General features: G+C 62.8%; 18 protein-coding genes. 9 read left to right on the forward strand and 9 right to left on the reverse strand.

What is annotated here, in order from left to right; genetic code table 11:
* Nucleotides 1-52: 52 nt before the first annotated feature.
* The 4 genes from V6M87_RS24505 to V6M87_RS24520 form a co-directional block, all read right to left on the reverse strand.
* Nucleotides 53-1,165, reverse strand: a complete 1,113-nt coding sequence (locus tag V6M87_RS24505; RefSeq protein WP_332879293.1) for a hypothetical protein — start codon at nt 1,163-1,165, stop codon at nt 53-55.
* Nucleotides 1,166-1,173: 8 nt separating this feature from the next.
* Nucleotides 1,174-3,930, reverse strand: a complete 2,757-nt coding sequence (locus V6M87_RS24510; protein ID WP_332879294.1) for a type VI secretion system Vgr family protein — start codon at nt 3,928-3,930, stop codon at nt 1,174-1,176.
* A 99-nt stretch (nt 3,931-4,029) separates the two neighbouring features.
* Nucleotides 4,030-5,169, reverse strand: a complete 1,140-nt coding sequence (locus V6M87_RS24515; RefSeq protein ID WP_332879295.1) for a branched-chain amino acid ABC transporter substrate-binding protein — start codon at nt 5,167-5,169, stop codon at nt 4,030-4,032.
* Between the two features lie 70 nt (nt 5,170-5,239).
* Complete coding sequence (locus V6M87_RS24520; RefSeq protein ID WP_332879345.1) at nt 5,240-7,336, reverse strand: putative bifunctional diguanylate cyclase/phosphodiesterase; 2,097 nt, start codon at nt 7,334-7,336, stop codon at nt 5,240-5,242.
* Nucleotides 7,337-7,593: 257 nt separating this feature from the next.
* Between V6M87_RS24520 and V6M87_RS24525 the strand changes: the two genes are divergently transcribed.
* The 3 genes from V6M87_RS24525 to V6M87_RS24535 all read left to right on the forward strand — a co-directional run bounded on the left by V6M87_RS24525 (nt 7,594) and on the right by V6M87_RS24535 (nt 9,615).
* Nucleotides 7,594-8,208 (forward strand): flavin reductase family protein, encoded by a 615-nt coding sequence (locus V6M87_RS24525; RefSeq protein ID WP_332879296.1) that lies wholly within the window; start codon nt 7,594-7,596, stop codon nt 8,206-8,208.
* A gap of 94 nt (nt 8,209-8,302) precedes the next feature.
* Nucleotides 8,303-8,770: a host attachment protein gene (locus V6M87_RS24530; RefSeq protein ID WP_332879298.1), complete on the forward strand. Its 468-nt coding sequence runs from the start codon at nt 8,303-8,305 to the stop codon at nt 8,768-8,770.
* A gap of 26 nt (nt 8,771-8,796) precedes the next feature.
* A complete protein-coding gene (locus V6M87_RS24535) occupies nt 8,797-9,615 on the forward strand; it encodes a metal-dependent hydrolase (RefSeq protein WP_332879299.1) in 819 nt (272 codons plus the stop codon).
* A 9-nt stretch (nt 9,616-9,624) separates the two neighbouring features.
* Here the strand turns inward: V6M87_RS24535 and V6M87_RS24540 are convergent, their stop codons facing one another.
* Nucleotides 9,625-10,173 (reverse strand): DUF2058 domain-containing protein, encoded by a 549-nt coding sequence (locus tag V6M87_RS24540; protein ID WP_332879300.1) that lies wholly within the window; start codon nt 10,171-10,173, stop codon nt 9,625-9,627.
* 168 nt (nt 10,174-10,341) lie between these two features.
* Between V6M87_RS24540 and V6M87_RS24545 the strand changes: the two genes are divergently transcribed.
* Nucleotides 10,342-10,938 (forward strand): outer membrane beta-barrel protein, encoded by a 597-nt coding sequence (locus V6M87_RS24545; protein ID WP_332879301.1) that lies wholly within the window; start codon nt 10,342-10,344, stop codon nt 10,936-10,938.
* Here the strand turns inward: V6M87_RS24545 and V6M87_RS24550 are convergent.
* Complete coding sequence (locus V6M87_RS24550; RefSeq protein ID WP_332879302.1) at nt 10,935-11,834, reverse strand: LysR family transcriptional regulator; 900 nt, start codon at nt 11,832-11,834, stop codon at nt 10,935-10,937. The two genes, V6M87_RS24545 and V6M87_RS24550, sit on opposite strands and share 4 nt — an antisense overlap.
* Before the next feature lie 115 nt (nt 11,835-11,949).
* Between V6M87_RS24550 and V6M87_RS24555 the strand changes: the two genes are divergently transcribed.
* On the forward strand, nt 11,950-13,164 hold the full coding sequence (locus V6M87_RS24555) for an MFS transporter (RefSeq protein ID WP_332879303.1): 1,215 nt from the start codon (nt 11,950-11,952) through the stop codon (nt 13,162-13,164).
* An 84-nt stretch (nt 13,165-13,248) separates the two neighbouring features.
* The gene (locus V6M87_RS24560; protein WP_332879304.1) at nt 13,249-14,208 is read left to right on the forward strand and encodes a DUF2167 domain-containing protein; all 960 of its coding nucleotides are present in this window, start codon (nt 13,249-13,251) and stop codon (nt 14,206-14,208) included.
* On the opposite strand, the gene V6M87_RS24565 is transcribed toward V6M87_RS24560, so the two are convergent.
* Nucleotides 14,209-15,057: an oxidoreductase gene (locus tag V6M87_RS24565; RefSeq protein WP_332879305.1), complete on the reverse strand. Its 849-nt coding sequence runs from the start codon at nt 15,055-15,057 to the stop codon at nt 14,209-14,211.
* Nucleotides 15,058-15,164: 107 nt separating this feature from the next.
* Here V6M87_RS24565 and V6M87_RS24570 point away from each other — a divergent pair, with 107 nt between their 5' ends.
* Genes V6M87_RS24570 through V6M87_RS24580 form a run of 3 tightly spaced genes read left to right on the forward strand, consistent with a single transcriptional unit; the run spans nt 15,165 to nt 17,457 of the window.
* Nucleotides 15,165-16,094: a LysR family transcriptional regulator gene (locus V6M87_RS24570; protein ID WP_332879306.1), complete on the forward strand. Its 930-nt coding sequence runs from the start codon at nt 15,165-15,167 to the stop codon at nt 16,092-16,094.
* A complete protein-coding gene (locus V6M87_RS24575; RefSeq protein ID WP_332879307.1) occupies nt 16,091-16,624 on the forward strand; it encodes a lipocalin family protein in 534 nt (177 codons plus the stop codon). The genes V6M87_RS24570 and V6M87_RS24575 overlap by 4 nt, the downstream gene beginning before the upstream one ends.
* Nucleotides 16,624-17,457: a CAP domain-containing protein gene (locus V6M87_RS24580; RefSeq protein ID WP_332879308.1), complete on the forward strand. Its 834-nt coding sequence runs from the start codon at nt 16,624-16,626 to the stop codon at nt 17,455-17,457. Before V6M87_RS24575 ends, V6M87_RS24580 begins: the two co-directional genes overlap by 1 nt.
* A 53-nt stretch (nt 17,458-17,510) precedes the next feature.
* Here V6M87_RS24580 and V6M87_RS24585 read toward each other — a convergent pair whose 3' ends face one another.
* Nucleotides 17,511-18,209, reverse strand: coding sequence for an anti-sigma factor (locus V6M87_RS24585; RefSeq protein ID WP_332879309.1), 699 nt, complete (start codon nt 18,207-18,209; stop codon nt 17,511-17,513).
* Nucleotides 18,206-18,772 carry a sigma-70 family RNA polymerase sigma factor gene (locus V6M87_RS24590; protein ID WP_332879310.1) on the reverse strand — a complete coding sequence of 189 codons (567 nt, stop codon included), beginning with the start codon at nt 18,770-18,772 and terminating at the stop codon, nt 18,206-18,208. Before V6M87_RS24590 ends, V6M87_RS24585 begins: the two co-directional genes overlap by 4 nt.
* Nucleotides 18,773-18,804 lie beyond the last annotated feature (32 nt).

An 18,804-nucleotide genomic window follows, 5' to 3' on the forward strand; every position in this document is an offset into this window, starting at 1 on the left:
GGATGTTCACGTGGCGGCGGAAACGATACGCACGTTACGTGAAATGGGCGCACTAAAGAGTTGTGTATAACGAGGTGACCTTAACCCCTCCACGTAAATTATCCGAAGTCGTGAGCATCAAGCGCTTGATTCCACCAAATCCTGCTCTACCGTTTCTTCCGAATCCTCCGTCAAGGAAGGTCGTTTCTTTGCTGCCAAGCGGAAACGTTTTGTGAGTAACTTTCGCCTTCACTGCTGAGCCAAAAAACTGCGCCACAGACTTCCCAAGCAGGCGACCTTTAAACAATGCCTGATACTTTCCCACAGCTCGCTTTTCGATCCGAACTTTCATAAGCGCCTTATCAAGGTCCTTCCAGTGACTTTGCAAATATCCCACAGGTTCCTTTAGCCAATTTGCATTAATAAAGTAATTATTAGAGAATGTTCCGACCGCCGCGGCTATTTTTCCATATAGCCCCCCGTCAGGTGAGTTTTTTCCTGGGGGATTAAAAACCTCAGTAATCGATCCCTCGACTGCTTGTCCACTATCGAGTTGCTTCAAAACTTGCGGTTGGATATCGTTTGCCGAAACTATCGCAACCGCCACGTATTCTGCGACCTCGGGTGGCTCCATCGCCGAGCGGTAGTCGAATTCCGTCCCATAACTCTTAAGGACCGCCAATTTTGGGTCGAACATAGGCTTGAGAGCGCCTTGCGTGCTTTCGACGCCATACGGATCTTCAGGCCTGCATATCAGATTGGATGGGACCTCTCTTTTCCCAAAAATAACCATCATCGGCTCAGGCTTTGTCTTTGGCTCGGCATCATATTTTCTTGTATCAAGGTCGATGGGTTGAAAGGTTCCCATCACGATGCCGTTTGACTTCAGTACCAAGCTTCCTTTGAACTCTCGACCTACCCATATCTGGAAGATTTCTCCGTCTTCAAACTGGGCTTTTCGCAAAAGCTTTTTTTCTCGCGGACTATAAAAAACGAAGGTCGACTCAACGGTATATGTCGCTCCCTTGCTCAAATTGACGTCGAAGATCACATCCCGATGTTTGCGTAAAATGAGCTTGATGTGATCGCTGGAACGCCAACATTTCACGGCCTCCCCCGGCAGGTCAATGCAAACATCCTGTGTCGTTGCAACCGGCTTCACCGCTGCGGATTTTTTTTGGCTCATTTTTAACCTCACTTACGTCTCGGTTGGTGGGCAATAAACGGCCCCAAAGGCGCGTCTTTTATCGTTGCCTTTCCATCGCTATCAAGCACCACCGTCTTCTTGGTGCCGCTGAAGCCAAAATCGATCGGTTCATCTGTCAGGTAATTTCCATCAGCATCGACGTACTTAATCTGCAAATCACGTTTGATATTCAGCTCGTGGATCTTGTTAGCGATTTCCACTGTCGGCACACTGACCGGCCCTGCCAACTCCTTCGCAGTCGCCTTGAAATCAATCTGGCCTGGACAGGACAGCGTGATATTCCCGCCTTCGATTTTCAGAGCGCCACCCTGCGCCGTCATCAGCACATGCGTCTTCGCCGCCACCGACACCGACTTATTAGTACTGGCAACAGTCACCGCCTTGTCGGCCGTGACACGCGTTGCACCGGAATGGCTCTGGCTGCTGACCTTCCCGCTCGCCGCATGCATAGCGAGGCCATTCTTGTCAACGCCTTTGCCGTAGGTAAACAAACTGATCCCCGCTTTCACCGCATGCCCGCTGCTTCCCTGCGCAACCAGATTGATCGTCTGCCCCGCACCCAAACTGGTGGTGGCCCCCGCCGTGAACACCGCGTTCACCGGCGTCGTCGCGACGATCCCGGCAGGACTCGACAACTGCAGCATCGGCTCGCTCCACGCCGCCACGTCCTTGTCGACGGCGTCGAGTACCCCGGCGCTGTGCTGCATCTGCGCAATCGCCGGCAGGTCTACTGGCGCCGGTTCCGCGCTGCCATCCTTGTTCTTGATCCCCGCCTTGTGCTCCTGCGCCGTGCGCGTCAGCGATTCCTGCAACTCGCGACTGGTTTCCACCTGCGCATGCGCCGCGCGCGCGTCCATCTGCGCCTGCGCCTGACGTTCGCTCGCCAGCAGCAGCCCCTGCCCGGCGCGCACGGCCAGGCTGTTTTCCGTCTTCAGTTCCGCACCCAGGCCCACCGTTTGCAGGCGCTGGTTGTCGCACTGGTGGCGCAGGTAGCCCAGGTTCAGTTCATCGGTGCCCTGGTGTGCAACCGCGTGGCGCTGCAGCGAGATGCGGGCCTGCCCGGCCGTGTCGTCGAACACAAGCTGGCTGTAGGCGCCGCTGCCCCACTGGCTGGTCGCCATGGCCTGACTCTTAAAACCGGACAGCACGGCCGCGTGGGCGTTGCCTTCGCGCGCACCGGGGAACCAGGCGGGGGCGTTGCCGGTGGCGGCGCCGGCGCCGTAATTGCCCTTGCTGTGCGGCGCGTCGGGCTTGCCGATACTGTTGTACAAGGCGCCGATGATGACCGGGCGGTCGATATTGCCCTCGACGAAATCGAGCAGCACTTCCTGGCCCACGCGCGGTACGCCAACCGCGCCCCAGTTCGAGCCGGCAATCGGGGCCAGCGATGTCGCAACCCGCACCCAGGTGCCGGCGCTGTCGTTGGCGGGCGCGCCGCTGTGGTCATCCTGCACCGGGTGCGGCAGGCGGCTGTGGCTCTTCTGGTTGCCAATCTCGCGCTGCCAGTGCATCTGCACCGTCACACGGTGGTCGCGGTCGGTGTGCACCACCGCGTCCTTCGGGCCGACGACGATCGCCGTTTGCTGGCCGCGTACCGTCGGCCGCGAGTGCAGCAGAGCACCGGCCCGGTAGCGCACCGTGGCGGCAATCGCCTCGATGCGATTGCGGTAAATCGACGCATCCTCGACCGGGCCGAGGCATTCGGCGATCCGCGCCTGCACCTCGGCATCGAGGTTGTTGCGCATCGCATGTACCACCCGCGTGACGAGGAAGGTGTCGTCATGCACAGGGTGACCATCAAGCGTAAAAGTGGTGCCGGGCGCGCACGAACGCACCGTGCCGGCGCCCGTAAACGTGGTGCGGCGCGTGCCGATTGCGTCGAGCTGGCGTTCGGCGGCGCGCTGGCCCTGTTCCTGGTCCGGGTAGGCGTACTGGCCGGGTGCGTCGCGGCAGATCATCTCCGGCGTGGCGGGATACAGGCTGGTGGCGACCTGGCGGCTGCTGTGCGTGCGGTAGTCCCAGCTGGATAGTTGCACCGCGTTGGTCAGCAGGCGCGCGGTGCAGCGCCAGCGGTCGATGCTGTCTTCGCGCATGACGGCGCCGGACTGCGTGAAGCGCACGCTTGCCTGCCGGTTCGGCTTGAAGGCGCCGTTGTGGTCGGCGATGACCAGCTGGTGCCGCTCGCGGGTGTGCTCGAACCAGTAGAACAGGCCCGCCTCATCCATCAACCGTTCGGCGAAGGCCCAGTCGCTCTCCTGGTACTGGGTGCTCAGGCTGCGCTGCGGGTAAGCATCGACCAGGTCGTAGCGCCAGCTGGGGGTCAGCTTGCCTTGTGCGCGCCAGCCGTTGAACACGGCGTCGAGGATCTCGCGCACGGTTTTATATTGGAACACGCGGCTGTCGCGGTTGCGCGCCAGGAATGCCGTCCAGGGTTCCAGCGTGAGGGTGTAGCGCGCCAGACCGCCGTTGGCGCCGGACTGCTCGACCGTCGCCAGGTGGCCGTGGAAGGGGCGGCAGCGGTTGTCGGCTGTCAGCAGTTCCAGCAACGCCGGCTGACCGATCAAGTCGCGCAGCGACAAGTGCGCGTCCAGCGACAAGGCGGTGATGACGAAGCGAAAGCCGGTACGCAGACCCTCCTCGCCATGCACGCTTTCGGCCAGCAAGGTGTTGGCGCCCAGCGGCGTGGTCAGGCGCAGCAGGCGCGTGGATTGGGTATAACTGGAGAACAGGGCGTTCAGGGACATGGCATCGTTCCAATCGGCAAGAAACTCGATTGGATGCCAGCTTGGATGGCGCTCCTTTGACTGCGATCAAGCCGCGCCCGGTTGCGGGCGCAGGTGAGGCTAGCGCACCACTTTCAGCTTGGTTTGCTTGCCTTGTCGATACGTGTACAGCGTCAGCGCGGCGTTGCGCAAATCGCCATGGGGGTCGAACGCAATCGCGCCGGTCACGCCCTGGTAGTTGATTTTCGCCAGCAGCGGCAGATAGACCGAAGGTGTCGACGATTTGGCCTGCTGCATGGCAGTGGCCAGCGTCATGACGGCATCGTAGGCGTACGGCGCGTAGGTTTGCAGCGGCAGCTTGAAGCGCTGCTCGTAACGCTTGGTGAACGCATCCATGCCGGCTTCCTGCGGCCCCGTCACGCCGCCCGCCACCACGCAGGTGACCTTGTCCTCGCCCAGCGCGTCGCCCGCCAGGCGCGGCATTTTTTCGGAACAGACGCCGTCGCCGGACACCAGTTTGGCGGCGATGCCCAGCGCTTTCATCTGGCGCAGCATGGGGCCGGCCACCGCGTCCATGCCGCCGTAGAAAATCACATCCGGTTGTTTGGCGCGGATCTGGGTCAGGATGGCGTTGAAATCGGTGGCCTTGTCGGTCGTGTACTGGCGGCTGACGATCAGCCCGGCGCCGCCCGGCATCGACTTGATGCCCTTGACGAATTCATCGGCCAGGCCCTGGCCGAAGGCGGTGCGGTCGTCGATTACCGCGATCTTTTTGGCGTGTAAGGTGTCGACCGAATAACGGGCCAGCGCGCGGCCGATCAGATTGTCATTGGCCACCACCCGAAACGCTGTTTTAAAACCCTGGCTGGTGTAGACCGGCGACGTGGTCGCCGGCGAAATTTGCGGAATGCCGGCGGCGCTGTAGATCTTGGAAGCCGGTACCGTGGTGCCCGAATTGAGGTGACCGACCACGCCGACCGCCCCGGCATCGACCAGCTTCTGCGCCACCGCCGTGCCCTGCTTCGGGTCGCTGGCGTCGTCCTCGGCCAGCAGCACCCATTTGACCTTTTTGCCGTCGATCATGACGCCCCTGGCATTCAGGTCTTCGATGGCCAGGCGGGCGCCGTTCTCGGTGTCCTTGCCCTGGTGCGCGCCGGGGCCGGAGACCGACGCGGCGCTGCCGATCTTCACCTCGATCTGGGCCAGAGCGGGAAGCGCGGCAAGGGATACAACAAGCGCAAGGGCGGTGCGAACGGGCATGGCAGCAAACTCCTCAGGGAACGTAGCCTGATTGTAAATGCTGCAACTCAAACACAGCGCGCCGCTGAGCTCAGGCGGCGCGCCCGATGTGCGCCACGGTGGCCGGCGGCAGCATCGGCCCCATCAAGCCACCCGGGGCGCGCAGCATCGCTTCAAACTCCGCCGCCGGCACCGGTTTGCTGCGCAGGTAGCCCTGGTATTGGTCGCATTCGAGTGCGCGCAGGTATTCCAGTTGCTCGGCCGTTTCGACGCCTTCGGCAATCACTTGCAGGCGCAGGCTGTGCGCCAGCGCGATGACGGAGCGCACAATGGCCGCATCGTCCGCGTCGGAATTGATATCGCGGACAAACGAGCGGTCAATTTTGAGCGTATCGAGGCGGAACTGTTTCAGGTAGCTGAGGCTGGAATAACCCGTGCCGAAATCGTCGACCGAGATATGGATACCCTGCGCGCTCAATTGCTCGAGAATGCGCACCGCATCCTGCGGGTTGTGCATGACCACGCTTTCAGTCACTTCCAGCTCCAGGTATTCGCCGGGCATGCCGGTCTCTTCCAGCACGGCGGCCACCAGTTCCGGCAAATCTTTCTGGCGGAACTGGTAGGCCGACAGATTCACGGCCACGCGCAGGCGTGCCAGGCCGGCCACTTGCCAGGCCTGGTTCTGTTCGCACGCGGTGCGCAGCACCCAGGCGCCGAGCGGGATGATCAGGCCGATTTCTTCGGCCACGCCAATGAAATCGTTCGGTGGCACCAGGCCGCGCGTGGGACAGCGCCAGCGCACCAGCGCTTCCATTGCCACCACCGCGCCGCTGGCCACGTCGACCTTCGGCTGGTAGTGCAGCTCAAATTCCTTGCGCTCGAGCGCCCGGCGCAGCGACTGCTCCATCTGCAGGCGTGCGCCGGCGGCGGCATTCATTTCAGGGGCAAAAAACTGGTAGTTGCCGCGCCCGACCTTTTTTGCGTGGTACATCGCGCTGTCGGCGTTGCTCATCAATTCGCGCAAGGTGGTGCCGTCTTCCGGGAAAATGCTGATGCCGATGCTGCCGGACACGCTTTGTTGCTGACCCTCAATGTCCATCGGCACGGCCAGCACCTCAAGCAATTTCTGCGCGACGGTACCGGCACCAGTGGGCGTGCCGATCTCCGCCAGCAGCACGACGAATTCGTCGCCGCCCAGGCGCGCCACCGTGTCTTCGGCGCGCAGACCTGACGTCAGGCGCGTGGCCACTTCCTGCAACAGCTTGTCGCCGTAGTGGTGGCCCATCGAATCGTTGATGGTTTTGAAGCGGTCCAGGTCGATGAACATCAGCGCGAAGCGCTTGCCCGAGCGGCCGCTCGCGGTAATGGCCTGGGTGATGCGGTCTTCCAGCAGGCTGCGGTTGGGCAGGCGCGTCAGGGTGTCGTGCAGGGCCAGGTGGTGCAACTGGCTGTTGGCGTGGCTGAGCGAATCGACCAGGTTGGCAGTACGGGCTGCCAGGCGCGCGTCCACCACCGACAGCAGCAGGGTAATCGTCAGCAGCGACATGGCGGCCATGCCGACCAGCATCGCCAGCCAGTCGGCATTCACGCCGCCGGTGGCCGTGCAGATGCTGCCCAGGCCGAAGCGCGCCGCGGCCATGCCGGTGTAGTGCATGGCAATCACGGCCAGCCCCATGGCGGCGGCTGCGCCGGCTTTCTTGACCTGCGCCACCAAGCCATATGCGGAGCGCAAGGTAAACGCCAGCCACAGCGCCACGATCGACGCCACGACGGCGATGACGACCGACACCGCGACGACAGCAGGATCGTAATAGATGCCCGGATTCATTTTCAGTGCGGCCATACCCAGGTAATGCATGCTGCTAATACCGGCACCCATCAACACGCCGCCGAGCAGGATGTCGAGGCGGTGGATGGTCGGACGCGTGACGATGCGCAGGGCGAACGCCGAGACGCCAATCGCCACCAGCAGCGACACCAGCGTCCACAGCAAATCGTAGCTGAGCCGGATCGGCAGCGAAAACGCCAGCATGCCAATAAAGTGCATCGACCAGATGCCGCAGCCCATGGCCACGGCGCCGCCCGCCAGCCAAAGGGTACTGGCGCGGCCCTCGGTCTCGGTGACACGTCCGGCCAGGCTCAGTGCGGTGTATGACGCCAGCATCGCCACGAAGACGGACAACAGCACCAAGCTGATTTGGTAATTACCGGTTAGATATGACACAAGAGTCCCGAACAAAAAATCAATCCCGTCTATTTATCGGCGCAATACACTGAGATATATGGACGAGCGCAATAACCATAATTACTTTATAGAAACGTAGATTAGCATAGTTTTTGTGAAGCAACTCATTGTGCATAAAGCCAATGCCACAGCGCAGGTTCAACCATTTCCACCAGTTCAGGCACACTGTCATGACTTTCTGCCACTCCGGATTTTTTGACATGACGATGCACTTCTACCAGCCGCGCGACGGCCACGGCCTGCCGCACGATCCCTTCAATGCCATTGTCGGCCCGCGCCCGATCGGCTGGATTTCGTCGATGGGCGAAGACGGCGCACTGAACCTGGCGCCTTACAGTTTTTTTAATGCCTTCAATTACACGCCGCCGATCATCGGCTTTGCCAGCATCGGCGCCAAGGACACGCTGCGCAACATCAGGCAAACGCGCGAGTTCGTCTGGAACCTGGTGACCCGCCCGCTGGCCGAGGCGATGAATGCGACCTGCGCGCCGGTGGCGCCCGGTGTCAGCGAATTCGCCCTGGCCGGCTTGCGCCCGGTGGCGTCGAACGTCGTCAAGGTGCCGCGCGTGGGCGAAAGCCAGGTCGCCTTTGAATGTCGCTGCACCCAAATCCTGCAGCTGGAAGGCGCGGACGGCGCCCAGGTGCCAACCTGGCTGATCCTGGGCGAAGTGGTGGGCGTGCATATTGAGAAGGGCTTGCTGGTCGACGGCGTCTACGACACAGCCAACGCCGGCCACGTGCTGCGCGGCGGTGGCCCGGCCGACTATTTTTCAGTGGGGCCGGAACAACTGTTCAAGATGCATCGACCACGCTGAGTTACTTCGCGGAATTGTGTTGCCGGACAAACGCCCTGAAATATTCACATCGGCTAGACTAGTTTTTGCACTTTCGCACTCACCAGGAGATTGTATGGACACAACGTGGATTGTTTCAGCGGACGCCGGCCGGGCGCGCTTTTTTTTGGAATCGCATCCCAACAAGCCCCTGCAGGAAATGGACGACATGGTCAATGGCGCCGCGCGCCTGCGCGACAGCGAGATCAATACAGACGGCATGAGTCCGCTGTCGGCCGGTAAAAGCAGCCACGGCACCGGCGGCGCCCTGCCCGGCAGCCAGTACGAACCGCAAACCACGCCCGAGCAGCACAATGCCGAAATCTTCGCCAAGGAAATTTCCGGCTTCCTGCTGCAAGCGCAGCGCGACGGCAAGTTCAAGAAACTGGCGCTGGTCGCCTCGCCCAAATTCCTCGGCCTGCTACGTGTGGCGCTCGATCCCCAGTTGAAACACCTGGTGAGTTTTGAAATCAACAAGGACTACACCCATTCCAACGGCCACCAGCTGCAGGAACAAATCAAGGCGCATCACGCCCACCATTAATCGTCGCCCCGCCGAGGAGAATCCGCATGACGCATCCCATCCTGAGTTCCCTCGGCGCAGCCTTGCTGCTGTCCGCCACCACCTCCGCGCAAGCGCAGAACAAGACCGACGTCCAGTGGCTGGGCCAGGCGACATTTAAAATCACCACGCCCGGCGGCAAGGTCATCGTGATCGACCCGTACCTCACCGCCAACCCGAAAACACCGGACGCCTATAAAAAACTGGAAGCGCTGGGCAAGGTCGACCTGATCCTGGTTACCCACGGCCACAACGACCACTTCGCCGATGCGCCCGCGTTGGCCAGGCTGAACAATGCACCCGTGTACGGCCCGGCCGGGTTGATGCAGTCGGTGGTGGCGCTGGAGATCTTGCCGGCCAATCTAGCCATGCGTTTTGGCAAAAGCGGCACCGTCACGCCGCTGGGGCCTGACATCAAGATCACCGCCGTCCATGCCGAGCACAGTTCAGAGCTGGGCTGGAAGAATCCTGCCAGCGGCAAGGACGAAGTGCACGTGGGTGGCGAGCCGGTGGGCTACATCATCGAGCTGGAAAACGGCTTCAAAATTTATCACGCCGGCGACACTGGCCTGTTTGGCGACATGAAGCTGATTGGTGACTATTACAAGCCGGACCTGGCCTTGATCCCGATCGGTGGCTACTTCGTGATGAGCCCGAAAGATGCCGCCTATGCCACCCGCGAATGGCTGCATCCCCGCTACGTGATACCGATGCATTACGGGACCACGCCGCAGCTGAAGGGCACGCCGGCCGAGTACGCGGCCGCGCTGGGCAGCAGCCGGACCAAGGTGATGGCGCTTAATCCCGGAGACAAAACGACGTTTTGATGTTTCTGTTTACCACATCAGATCATCGGGAATCTGGAACGCCGCATACGGATCGTCCTCTTCCACGGCCGCGACAGTCTTGTTGACCCGCACCACCATGGACGGATCGCGCTCGGCAATCTTGTCGGCCACCACGCGCGGCACCAGCTCGGTGACAACGCCCTTGGCACCGTTCTCAACCACGATCACCAGCCGTCCCGCCATCAGGTGGCCCTGCACGGCAGCGGACACATACATCCGTTCCACTTTGCCGTCATAGGTGTAGTGGTAGGCGATGTCGCCATTGCCCTTGCCCTGGCGATTCTTATTCACCATCTGCGTGATCTGCGCGGCGATCGCCTTCTGATTCGCGGCGGCGTCGCGCTGCAAATTCAGTTCGCGCGCGCGCTCGGCCTGCTTGCGCTGCGCTTCCTGCGCAGCCAGCTTCACTTCGTCGACCGACTGCGTGCCGGTGCGCCGCTCCACCTTCTTTTGCTTGCTCTTGTCCTGGTTGGCCAGTTTGACCTTGTTTTTATCCACCAGGCCTGCTTTGAGCAATTGCTCCGCCAAGGAAACCATCTGCTACTCCTTCAATGTTATCTGCGCAAGGGCGTCAGCATAGCAAGGATCAAATCGCACAGGTTCACAACAGTGGCCCATATCGGCCCAGATTTATTTGGAAACTATATTGCCTGTCAGTACAATTGACTTGTAGTAACAATATAACGATAACTTTTCAGGCCTTTCATGTTCACTAAAACTGTTTTTGCTGTTGCTGCCATTACCATTGCCGGCGCCGTCCAGGCGCAAGTCGCACCTGTGCGCACCATCCTGGTTCCCGCGCCGATGCGCGTCATGCTGGGCTTTGGTGTCGTCGGCGGTGGCGATGACCTCGTTACTGCCCAACGCACGAATGGCGGGAGCGACACCCTCAAGGCTGGCGACGGCGTGATCTTTTCGGCCGGCATCGACTACCGCGTCAACCCGGCGTTTTCGCTGCAGGCATCGGCCGGCTACCATCGCAGCCAGATCTCGGCCGACAACGGCAAGGTAGAATTCACCCGCGTCCCCGTCGAGCTGCTGGGCTTTTACCACTTCAACGAAAACTGGCGCCTCGGCGGCGGCGTGCGTTATGTCAGCAAGCCGACCTTGAAAGGCAGCGGCGTGGCCAACATGCCCGACTTTGAATTCAACAGCACCACCGGCGGCGTGATTGAAGCGGAATACCTGCTGGGCCGCAACTGGGGCTTCCAGCTGCGTTATGTGCACGAAACACTCAAGGCGGACGGCTACCGCGACACCAATGCGGACCAGGCCGGCCTGGGCGTGCGCTACTACTTCTAAGTCACGAGGCGCAGGTCGTCATGCTGCGCCAGTATCGCGAGCAGCCAGTCGGCAAACACGCGCAGCTTCGGCGTGGCCATCCGGCCCTTTGGATACACCAGTGAAATCGGCTGCGCCGGCAAGGATGCGTCCGGCAACACTGGCACCAGGCTGCCGTCATCGAAATGGGCGCGCGCCTGGTAGGTGGCGCAGCGCGCCAGGCCCAGGCCCTGCAGCGCGCAAATCATGTTGGCATCGCCATCGTTAACCGACACCGGCCCGCCCAGCGCCACATTGATGCGCTTGCCGTCCACCAGAACATCCCAATCGAAGGCGCGCCCGCTACGCCCGGCCACATGCACCACGCTGCGATGCACCGCCAGTTGCGCCACCGTCTGCGGCAAACCATGGCGCGCCACATACGCCGGCGCCGCACACAAGACAAATGGCATGACGCCAATCTGGCGGCCGATCATCGCCGAATCCTGCAGTTTGCCCACCCGCACCGCGCAGTCGGCGCCCTCCTCGGTCAAATCGACCAGTCGATCCGTGAATGAAATGACCAGTTCCAGGTCGGGATACATATCACGGAACTGTGCCAGCCTGGGCAGGATGAAATTCCGGCCCAGCGTCGACGGCAATTCGACCCGCAGGCGTCCGCGCGGGCTGGCGGCGTCCTGTCCCCTGAAGCGCGCTTCGGCCACTTCGAGCGCCTGCAGGATGTCCTGGCAGTCGCGCAGGTAATCAATGCCTTCGGCCGTGAGCGACAGGCGCCGCGTGGTGCGCTGGAGCAGCTGCACACCGAGCGCCGCTTCCAGCTTCTGGATGGTGGCCGTCAAGGCCGCGCGCGGCACGTTGAGCGTCTCGGCAGCCTTTGAAAAACTGTTGGCTTCGACGATGCGGACAAACGCACGCATGGCCTTGATTTTATCCATTGTTCATATTAAGTGAAAAGTGATAGTCGATTATGCCTGATTATCTTCAACACATATTTCTTTACACTGGGCGTACTGATTAACCGCGAACACGCCCATGAAAACCGATTCCGACCTTACGCCACGCATGACCCTGTTGCTGGCCACCGCCTGCGGCATGATCGTCGCCAATATTTATTACGCCCAGACGCTGGTGGGACCGATTGCACGCGCCACCGGCCTGGCGCCCGAAGTGGCGGGCCTGATCGTGACGTTGACGCAAATCGGCTACGCGCTCGGTTTGCTGTTCCTGGTGCCGCTGGGCGATTTGCTGGAAAACCGGCGCCTGGTGGTAGTTGCACTGCTGTGTGCCTCAGTGGCGCTGCTGGCGGCGGCCTTGAGTACCAGCGGCGCCCTGTTCCTGGCTGCGGCGCTGGCCATCGGTCTGTGCTCGGTCGTGGCCCAGGTGCTGGTACCGTTCGCCGCCCACCTGTCGAAAGAAGCGACCCGGGGCGCGGCGGTCGGCAAAGTTGTCAGCGGCTTGCTGCTGGGGATCATGCTGGCGCGCCCGGTGGCCAGCCTGGTGGCCGATCACGCCAACTGGCACGTGGTGTTTGGCGGCGCCTCGGTGCTGATGGCGGTGCTGGCCTTGGTGCTATTCAAGAATTTGCCACAACGCCATCCCCAGGCGCCCTTACCGTATCCAAAACTGATCGGTTCGCTGTGGCACCTGCTCGCCGGCACGCCGGTGCTGCGCCGCCGCGCGCTGTACCAGGCCGGCCTGTTCGGTTCCTTCAGCCTGTTCTGGACCGTGACGCCGCTGGAATTGACCAGCCCTGCGTTCGGCCTGTCGCAAACCGGGGTGGCAATTTTTGCGCTGGTGGGCATGGCCGGCGCGATCGCCTCGCCGGTGGCCGGACGCCTGGCCGATAGTGGGCACACACTTGCTGCCACCGCCGCTGCCCTGGTTCTCGGTGTCATCGGCTTTGCGCTGCCGCTGGTGTCGACGCAATCGCATACGCTGGCCCTGGCCATTTTGGTGGCCGCCTCGATCATCCTCGACATGGCCGTGGCCGCCAACCTGGTGCTGGGCCAGCGCGCCATCTTTGCATTGGCCGCCGACGTGCGCAGCCGCCTGAACGGCCTGTATTTCGCGCTGACCTTCGCCGGTGGCGCGCTCGGTTCAGCCCTGGGCGGCTGGATGTACGCCAGCCACGGCTGGCATGCCGCGCTGCTGACCGGCATGGCGTTCCCGGCGCTGGCCTTCCTGGGCTGGCTGCTGGAATATGCAAGCCGTGCGGCTGCCGGCCGCGCCGCAAAGAATGTTGCTTAAATTAGACAACAGCAGCGTCGTGACTTTTGAATAGATTTTGGCAAGTTATTTCCAGTAAGCTAGTTTTTTCTTCTGGGAGTGATCATGCTGACACGACTGCTGTGCCTAGTAAGCGCTGCACTGTTTTCCATGGCCCTGTGCGGACCCGCCGTGGCGGCTGCCGATGGCGCCACCGCCAGCGAAAAAGCCGCGCAATTTTTGCAGTCGCTGCATTTCCAGGAGGGCAGCATCAAGCTGCCAGGCGACGTGGCCACGCTGACGCTGCCGCCTTCGTTCCGCTATCTGTCCCCGGCCGATACCGAGCGCGTCCTGGTCGATGCCTGGGGCAACCCGCCCGGCGCCGTCACGCTGGGCATGATCGTGCCAAGCGGCGTCAGTCCGATCGAGCAGAACGGTTGGGGCGCGATCATCACCTACGACAAGGATGGCCACGTCAAGGACGACGATGCCGACAGCATCAAGTACGACGAGCTGCTCAAGGACATGCAGGAAAGTGTCAGCGAGAACAATGCCGCGCGCAAGGAAAAAGGCTATGCGCCGATGACGCTGGTGGGCTGGGCCGAACGCCCGCACTACGACAAGGCGCAACATAAACTGTACTGGGCCAAGGAACTGCGCACCGAAGGCGAGCAGCAGAACGGCCTGAACTACAACGTGCGGGTGCTGGGCCGCGAAGGCGTGCTGGTGCTCAATGCCATTGCCGGGCGCGACCAGCTCGACGCCATCAAGGTCGAGATGCAGAAAGTCACCGCCTTCACCAATTTTACGCCCGGCTTGCGCTACACCGATTTCAATGCCAGCACGGACAAGGTGGCCGAATATGGCCTGGCCGCGCTGGTTGCCGGCGGCGTGGCTGCCAAACTGGGCCTGTTCGGCAAGCTGCTGGCCCTGCTCCTCGCCTTCAAAAAAATCATCCTGCTGGTGGTCGCCGGCTTCGGCACCGCGATCTACAAATTTTTCAAACGCGAAAAACCCCCGGTGTATCCGATCAGCGCGCCTGACAGTCCCGAGCACGATGAAAAAGTGGACCTGACCAAGCGCTGATCACATCGCGTTCAGCGCCGCCAGCGCAGCGGCGTCGAGTGTCAGATTGCTGGCCGCGACGTTCTGGCGCAGGTGCGCCACCGACGACGTACCCGGAATCACCAGCACGTTTGGCGCGCGCTGCAGCAGCCAGGCCAGCGCCACCTGCATGGTCGTCGCTTCGAGCCGGGCGGCAACATCGCTCAGGGTGCTCGACTGCAGCGGCGTGAAACCACCCAGCGGGAAAAACGGCACATAGGCGATACCATCCGCAGCGAGCGTGTCGATCAGTGCATCGTCGACGCGGTGGGCCAGGTTGTACATGTTCTGGACGCAGACGATCTGCGCCAGTTTGCGGCCCTCGGCGATTTGCGCCGCATCCACGTTCGACAGGCCGATGTGTTTTACCAGTCCCTCCTCCTGCAGGCGCACCAGCGTGCCCAGGCTTTCAGCGATCGACGAACCGTCCGGGCCGGCCAGCCCGGGTGCGCGCAGGTTGACCACGTCGATGCGTTCCAGACCCAGGTTACGCAAATTGGCGTGCACGGCGTCGCGCAATTCGTTGCTCGATGCGGCCGGCAGCCACGAGGCGTCGTCACCGCGCTTGAAGCCGATCTTGGTCACAATGGTCAAGCCGTCGCGGTAAGGGTGCAGCGCTTCGCGGATGATCTGGTTGGTGATGTGCGGGCCATAGAAATCCGAGGTGTCGATGTGGTTGATGCCCAGCTCGATGGCACTGCGTAACACGGCGACGGCGGCCGCACGGTCTTTCGGCGGACCGAACACGTGCGGGCCGGCCAGCTGCATGGCGCCGTAGCCCATGCGGTTCAATTTCAAATCGGTGTGCGCGGGTATATAGATGGTTTGCATGGTGAACTCCAGTGAAGTAGATGAGGTAACCATCGTAGGCGCGAATCGGCTGTGTGATAATCGGGTCAATCGCGCACGGGCTGTGCGCTAATCCGCACAATCTACTTATGCAAAATGATTCCATGGCTGACCTGGCGGCGTTTGCGCTGATCGCCCGGCACAGCGGTTTTCGCCAGGCGGCGCGCGCCAGCGGCCAGTCGGCATCAAAGCTGAGCGAAGCGCTGCGCCGGCTCGAGCAGCAACTGGGCATCCGCCTGTTGACGCGCACCACGCGCAGCGTGAAACCCACCGAGGCGGGCGCGCTGCTGCTCACGCGCTTGCGCCCGGCACTCGACGACGTGGCCAGCGCCCTCGACGTTCTCAATGAACTGCGCGACAGCCCGCGCGGCACGCTGCGCCTGAACGTGCCGGTCAGCGCGGCGCGCCTGTTCCTGCCCGAGATGGTCAACCGCTTCATGGGCCTGTATCCCGAGATCGTGCTGGAGCTCGTCGTCGACAACAATTTCGTCGACCTGGCCGCCAGTGGCTGCGACGCCGGCATCCGCTACGGCGAGCGCATGGAGCTGGACATGATCGCGATGCCGATCGGCCCGCGCACGGAACGCTTTGCCGCCGCGGCTTCACCCGCCTACCTTGCCCGGTGCGGCGTGCCCGCGCACCCGCGCGACCTGCTGCAGCACGCCTGCCTGCGCGGGCGCTTTCTCAGCGGCGCCATCTATCCATGGGAATTCGAAAAGGATGGCCAGGCCCTCTCGGTCGAGCCGGGCGGCCCGCTGATCGTCACGCCGAGCTCGTTCGATCTGGCGGTCAGCGCGGCCATTGCCGGCCAAGGTGTCATTTATTTGTTCGAGGCATGGCTGGCACCGCACCTGGCGTCCGGCGCGCTGGCGCCCGTGCTGCCGGACTGGTGGCTGACCTTTCCCGGCCCCTTCCTGTACTACCCGGGCCGGCGCCACCTGCCCGCACCACTGCGCGCCTTTATCGATTTTGTGCGCACCGACAGTTATGATCATTCCATGACAAAGGAAACTGCATGAAAAAATACGCCTTGATCGGCCTGCTGGCAATGGCCGCAACAGCCGCAGCGGATACGCCGCTGACGACCATCCCCACCCTCGACACGGCCCGCTACGCCGGCACCTGGTACGAGATCGCGAAATATCCGAATTACTTCCAGCGCAAATGCCTCTCCAACACGGTGGCCAACTACAGCGCGCAGCCGGACGGCACCATCCGCGTCGACAACCGCTGCACCCAGGAAGGCAACAAAGTCGAGCAAGCCGTGGGCCAGGCGCGCCAACCGGGCGGACCCGGTTCGCCGAAACTCGAAGTGCGGTTTGCGCCGGCGTGGCTATCGTTGCTGCCCTTCGTGTGGGGGAATTACTGGGTGATCGACCTCGATCCGGGCTACACGCTGGTGGCCGTCAGCGAGCCCAAGCGCGAGTACCTGTGGATTCTGTCGCGCACGGCGAAGGTTGAGCCGCAGGCGTATGCGGGACTGGTGCAGCGGCTGGCGGCCAAGGGTTTCGATACGAGCAAGCTGGTGGTCACGAAACAGGGCAACTAATGCGGTTCGCGCGGCTCGGCCACGCCGCCTTTGCACTGCTGGCATTGCTGGCACTACCGGCGCGCTCGAGCGACCTGGTCCAGCTGATCAACGCCTACCGGGCCGGGCCAGCCGTGTGCGCCGGCCGCATGTCCCCTGCGCTGCCCCCGTTGCAGGCCAGGGCGGCACTGGCGCAGGTGCACATGGCGTCCGGCCGCTTCCTGCAGCAAGACCTGGCGCGCGCCGGCTACCGGGCCTTGCAGGTCGAGGCGATCGGCGTGCGCGGCGCCAGCGACCTGGACAGCGTCATGCAGCTGTTGCGCGAGCAGCACTGCGCCACCTTGCGCAATCCGGCCTTGCCCGATATCGGCGTGGTGCCGGAGGGCGACGGCTGGTCGATCTTGCTCGCGCGCGAAGACATTGTGCCGCCGCTGCCAACGCAGGCGCAATCGACGCGCGCCATCCTGGACGCGACCAACCGCGCCCGCGCCACGGCACGCAACTGCGGCGCCCGGGCGTTTCCCGCGGCGCCGCCGCTGGTATTGAACGCGTCACTCGACGCGGCCGCGCTGGCGCACAGCAGCGAGATGGCGGCGCTGCGCTACTTCAGCCACCAGGGCAAGGACGGCAGCCAGGTGGGCGAGCGCGCCCTGCGCGCCGGCTACCGCTGGCAGCAGATCGGAGAAAACATCGCCTCGGGCATGCGCACGCCGGACGATGCGGTGGCCGGCTGGGTGGCCAGCCCGGGCCACTGCGCCAACCTGATGAACCCGGGATTCACCGCCATGGGCAGCGGCTACGCCAAGAGCACGCAGACGGATATCGTGTTCTGGACCCAGGTGTTCGGGCGCTGAGGCGCAGTCAGCAAGTTTTATCCAGCAGCGGGGCCGGCGCTGGCCGCCAGCTTTTACATGACCTTGACCGCGCGGCCGATGAACTGGATCGGCCCGGTCGGCTTGTTCAACGGCGAACCCTTGACCGGCTCCAGCGTCAGCTCGAACAGCTGGTTCGGCTGCACGTTCGGCAAGGCGTCGAGTGGAATGGTGATGGTCTGGCCAGGTTTCACCAGGCCCAGCGAGACCGGACCGCGCCAGCCATCGGCCTTGGTCCAGAATTGCAGTGATTTGTCGCTCGGCACCGACGCCGTGCCCAGCGGCACCAGATTTAACTCGCGGCCCATGCTGGCCTGCATCACGTAACCCGGCGCCTTGTTGTCCGGCGCCACCAGCACGACCATGTATTGCGGCTTGCCGGCGCCCGCGTCCGGACGGCCCGCCAACACCACGGCCAGCAGCGCCGCCAGCGCCACGGAGGTACCGGTCAGGGCGCGCCACAGTGATAAAGAACGCCAGACCGATGCACGCACCGGTTGCACCCCTGCCGCACTGCGGGCGATGCGGCGCCACAGTTGCGCCGACGGCGTCACCGGCTCGGCCAGGCTGGCCAGCGGCAACAAATCGGCTTCCCACTGCACGATGGCAGCGCGCAAGGCAGCGTTCGAGCCGAGCTGCAATTCGAGGGCGCGGCGTTCGTCGGCGCCCAGCGTGCCGAGCACGTACTCGGCCGCTTGCGCGCGCAGGTGGTCGGATAAGGGAGCGTTACTCATGACAGGCACGACTTCAAAGAGGCAAGGCTGCGCTTGATCCACGATTTCACGGTACCGGCAGGCGCAGCCACGCGTTCGGCAATTTCACGGTGCGACAAGCCGTCCACATACGCATGCAGCAGGCAGTTGCGGCGCACCGGTTCGAGTTGTTCCATGCAAAGGGCGATCTGGCCGGCGCAGCCTTGCCAGGCAAAGCTGTCGGCCATTTCTTCCCACTGCGTCATCGAGGCATTCGCATCGAGGGCCACGAAGGTGGCGTCGTCGACCCCGATTTCGCGCGCATTGTCGCGCACGGCGTTCAGGGCCAGGTGGCGCGTGACGGTGTACAGCCAGCCGCGCGCCGCGCCACGCAAGGGGTCGAAACTGCCGGCCCCGGTCCAGATCTTGATGAACGCATCGTGCACGATATCCTCCGCCAGCGCCGTGTCGCGCACGATCCGTTTTGCCACGCCGAGCAGGCGCGCACCTTCCTGGTCGTACAGGCGGCGCAGCGCCGACTGGTCGCCTGCAGCGCAGGCCGCCAGTGCGGCGTCGTAGTCGAATCCCTCGAATGGGTCAGGCAAAATAAGTCATGGCAGTGTGGGTCGGCGTTCCT

Origin of the sequence: Massilia sp. S19_KUP03_FR1, from assembly GCF_036688685.1 — a bacterium.
GTDB lineage: Bacteria > Pseudomonadota > Gammaproteobacteria > Burkholderiales > Burkholderiaceae_D > JALYUM01.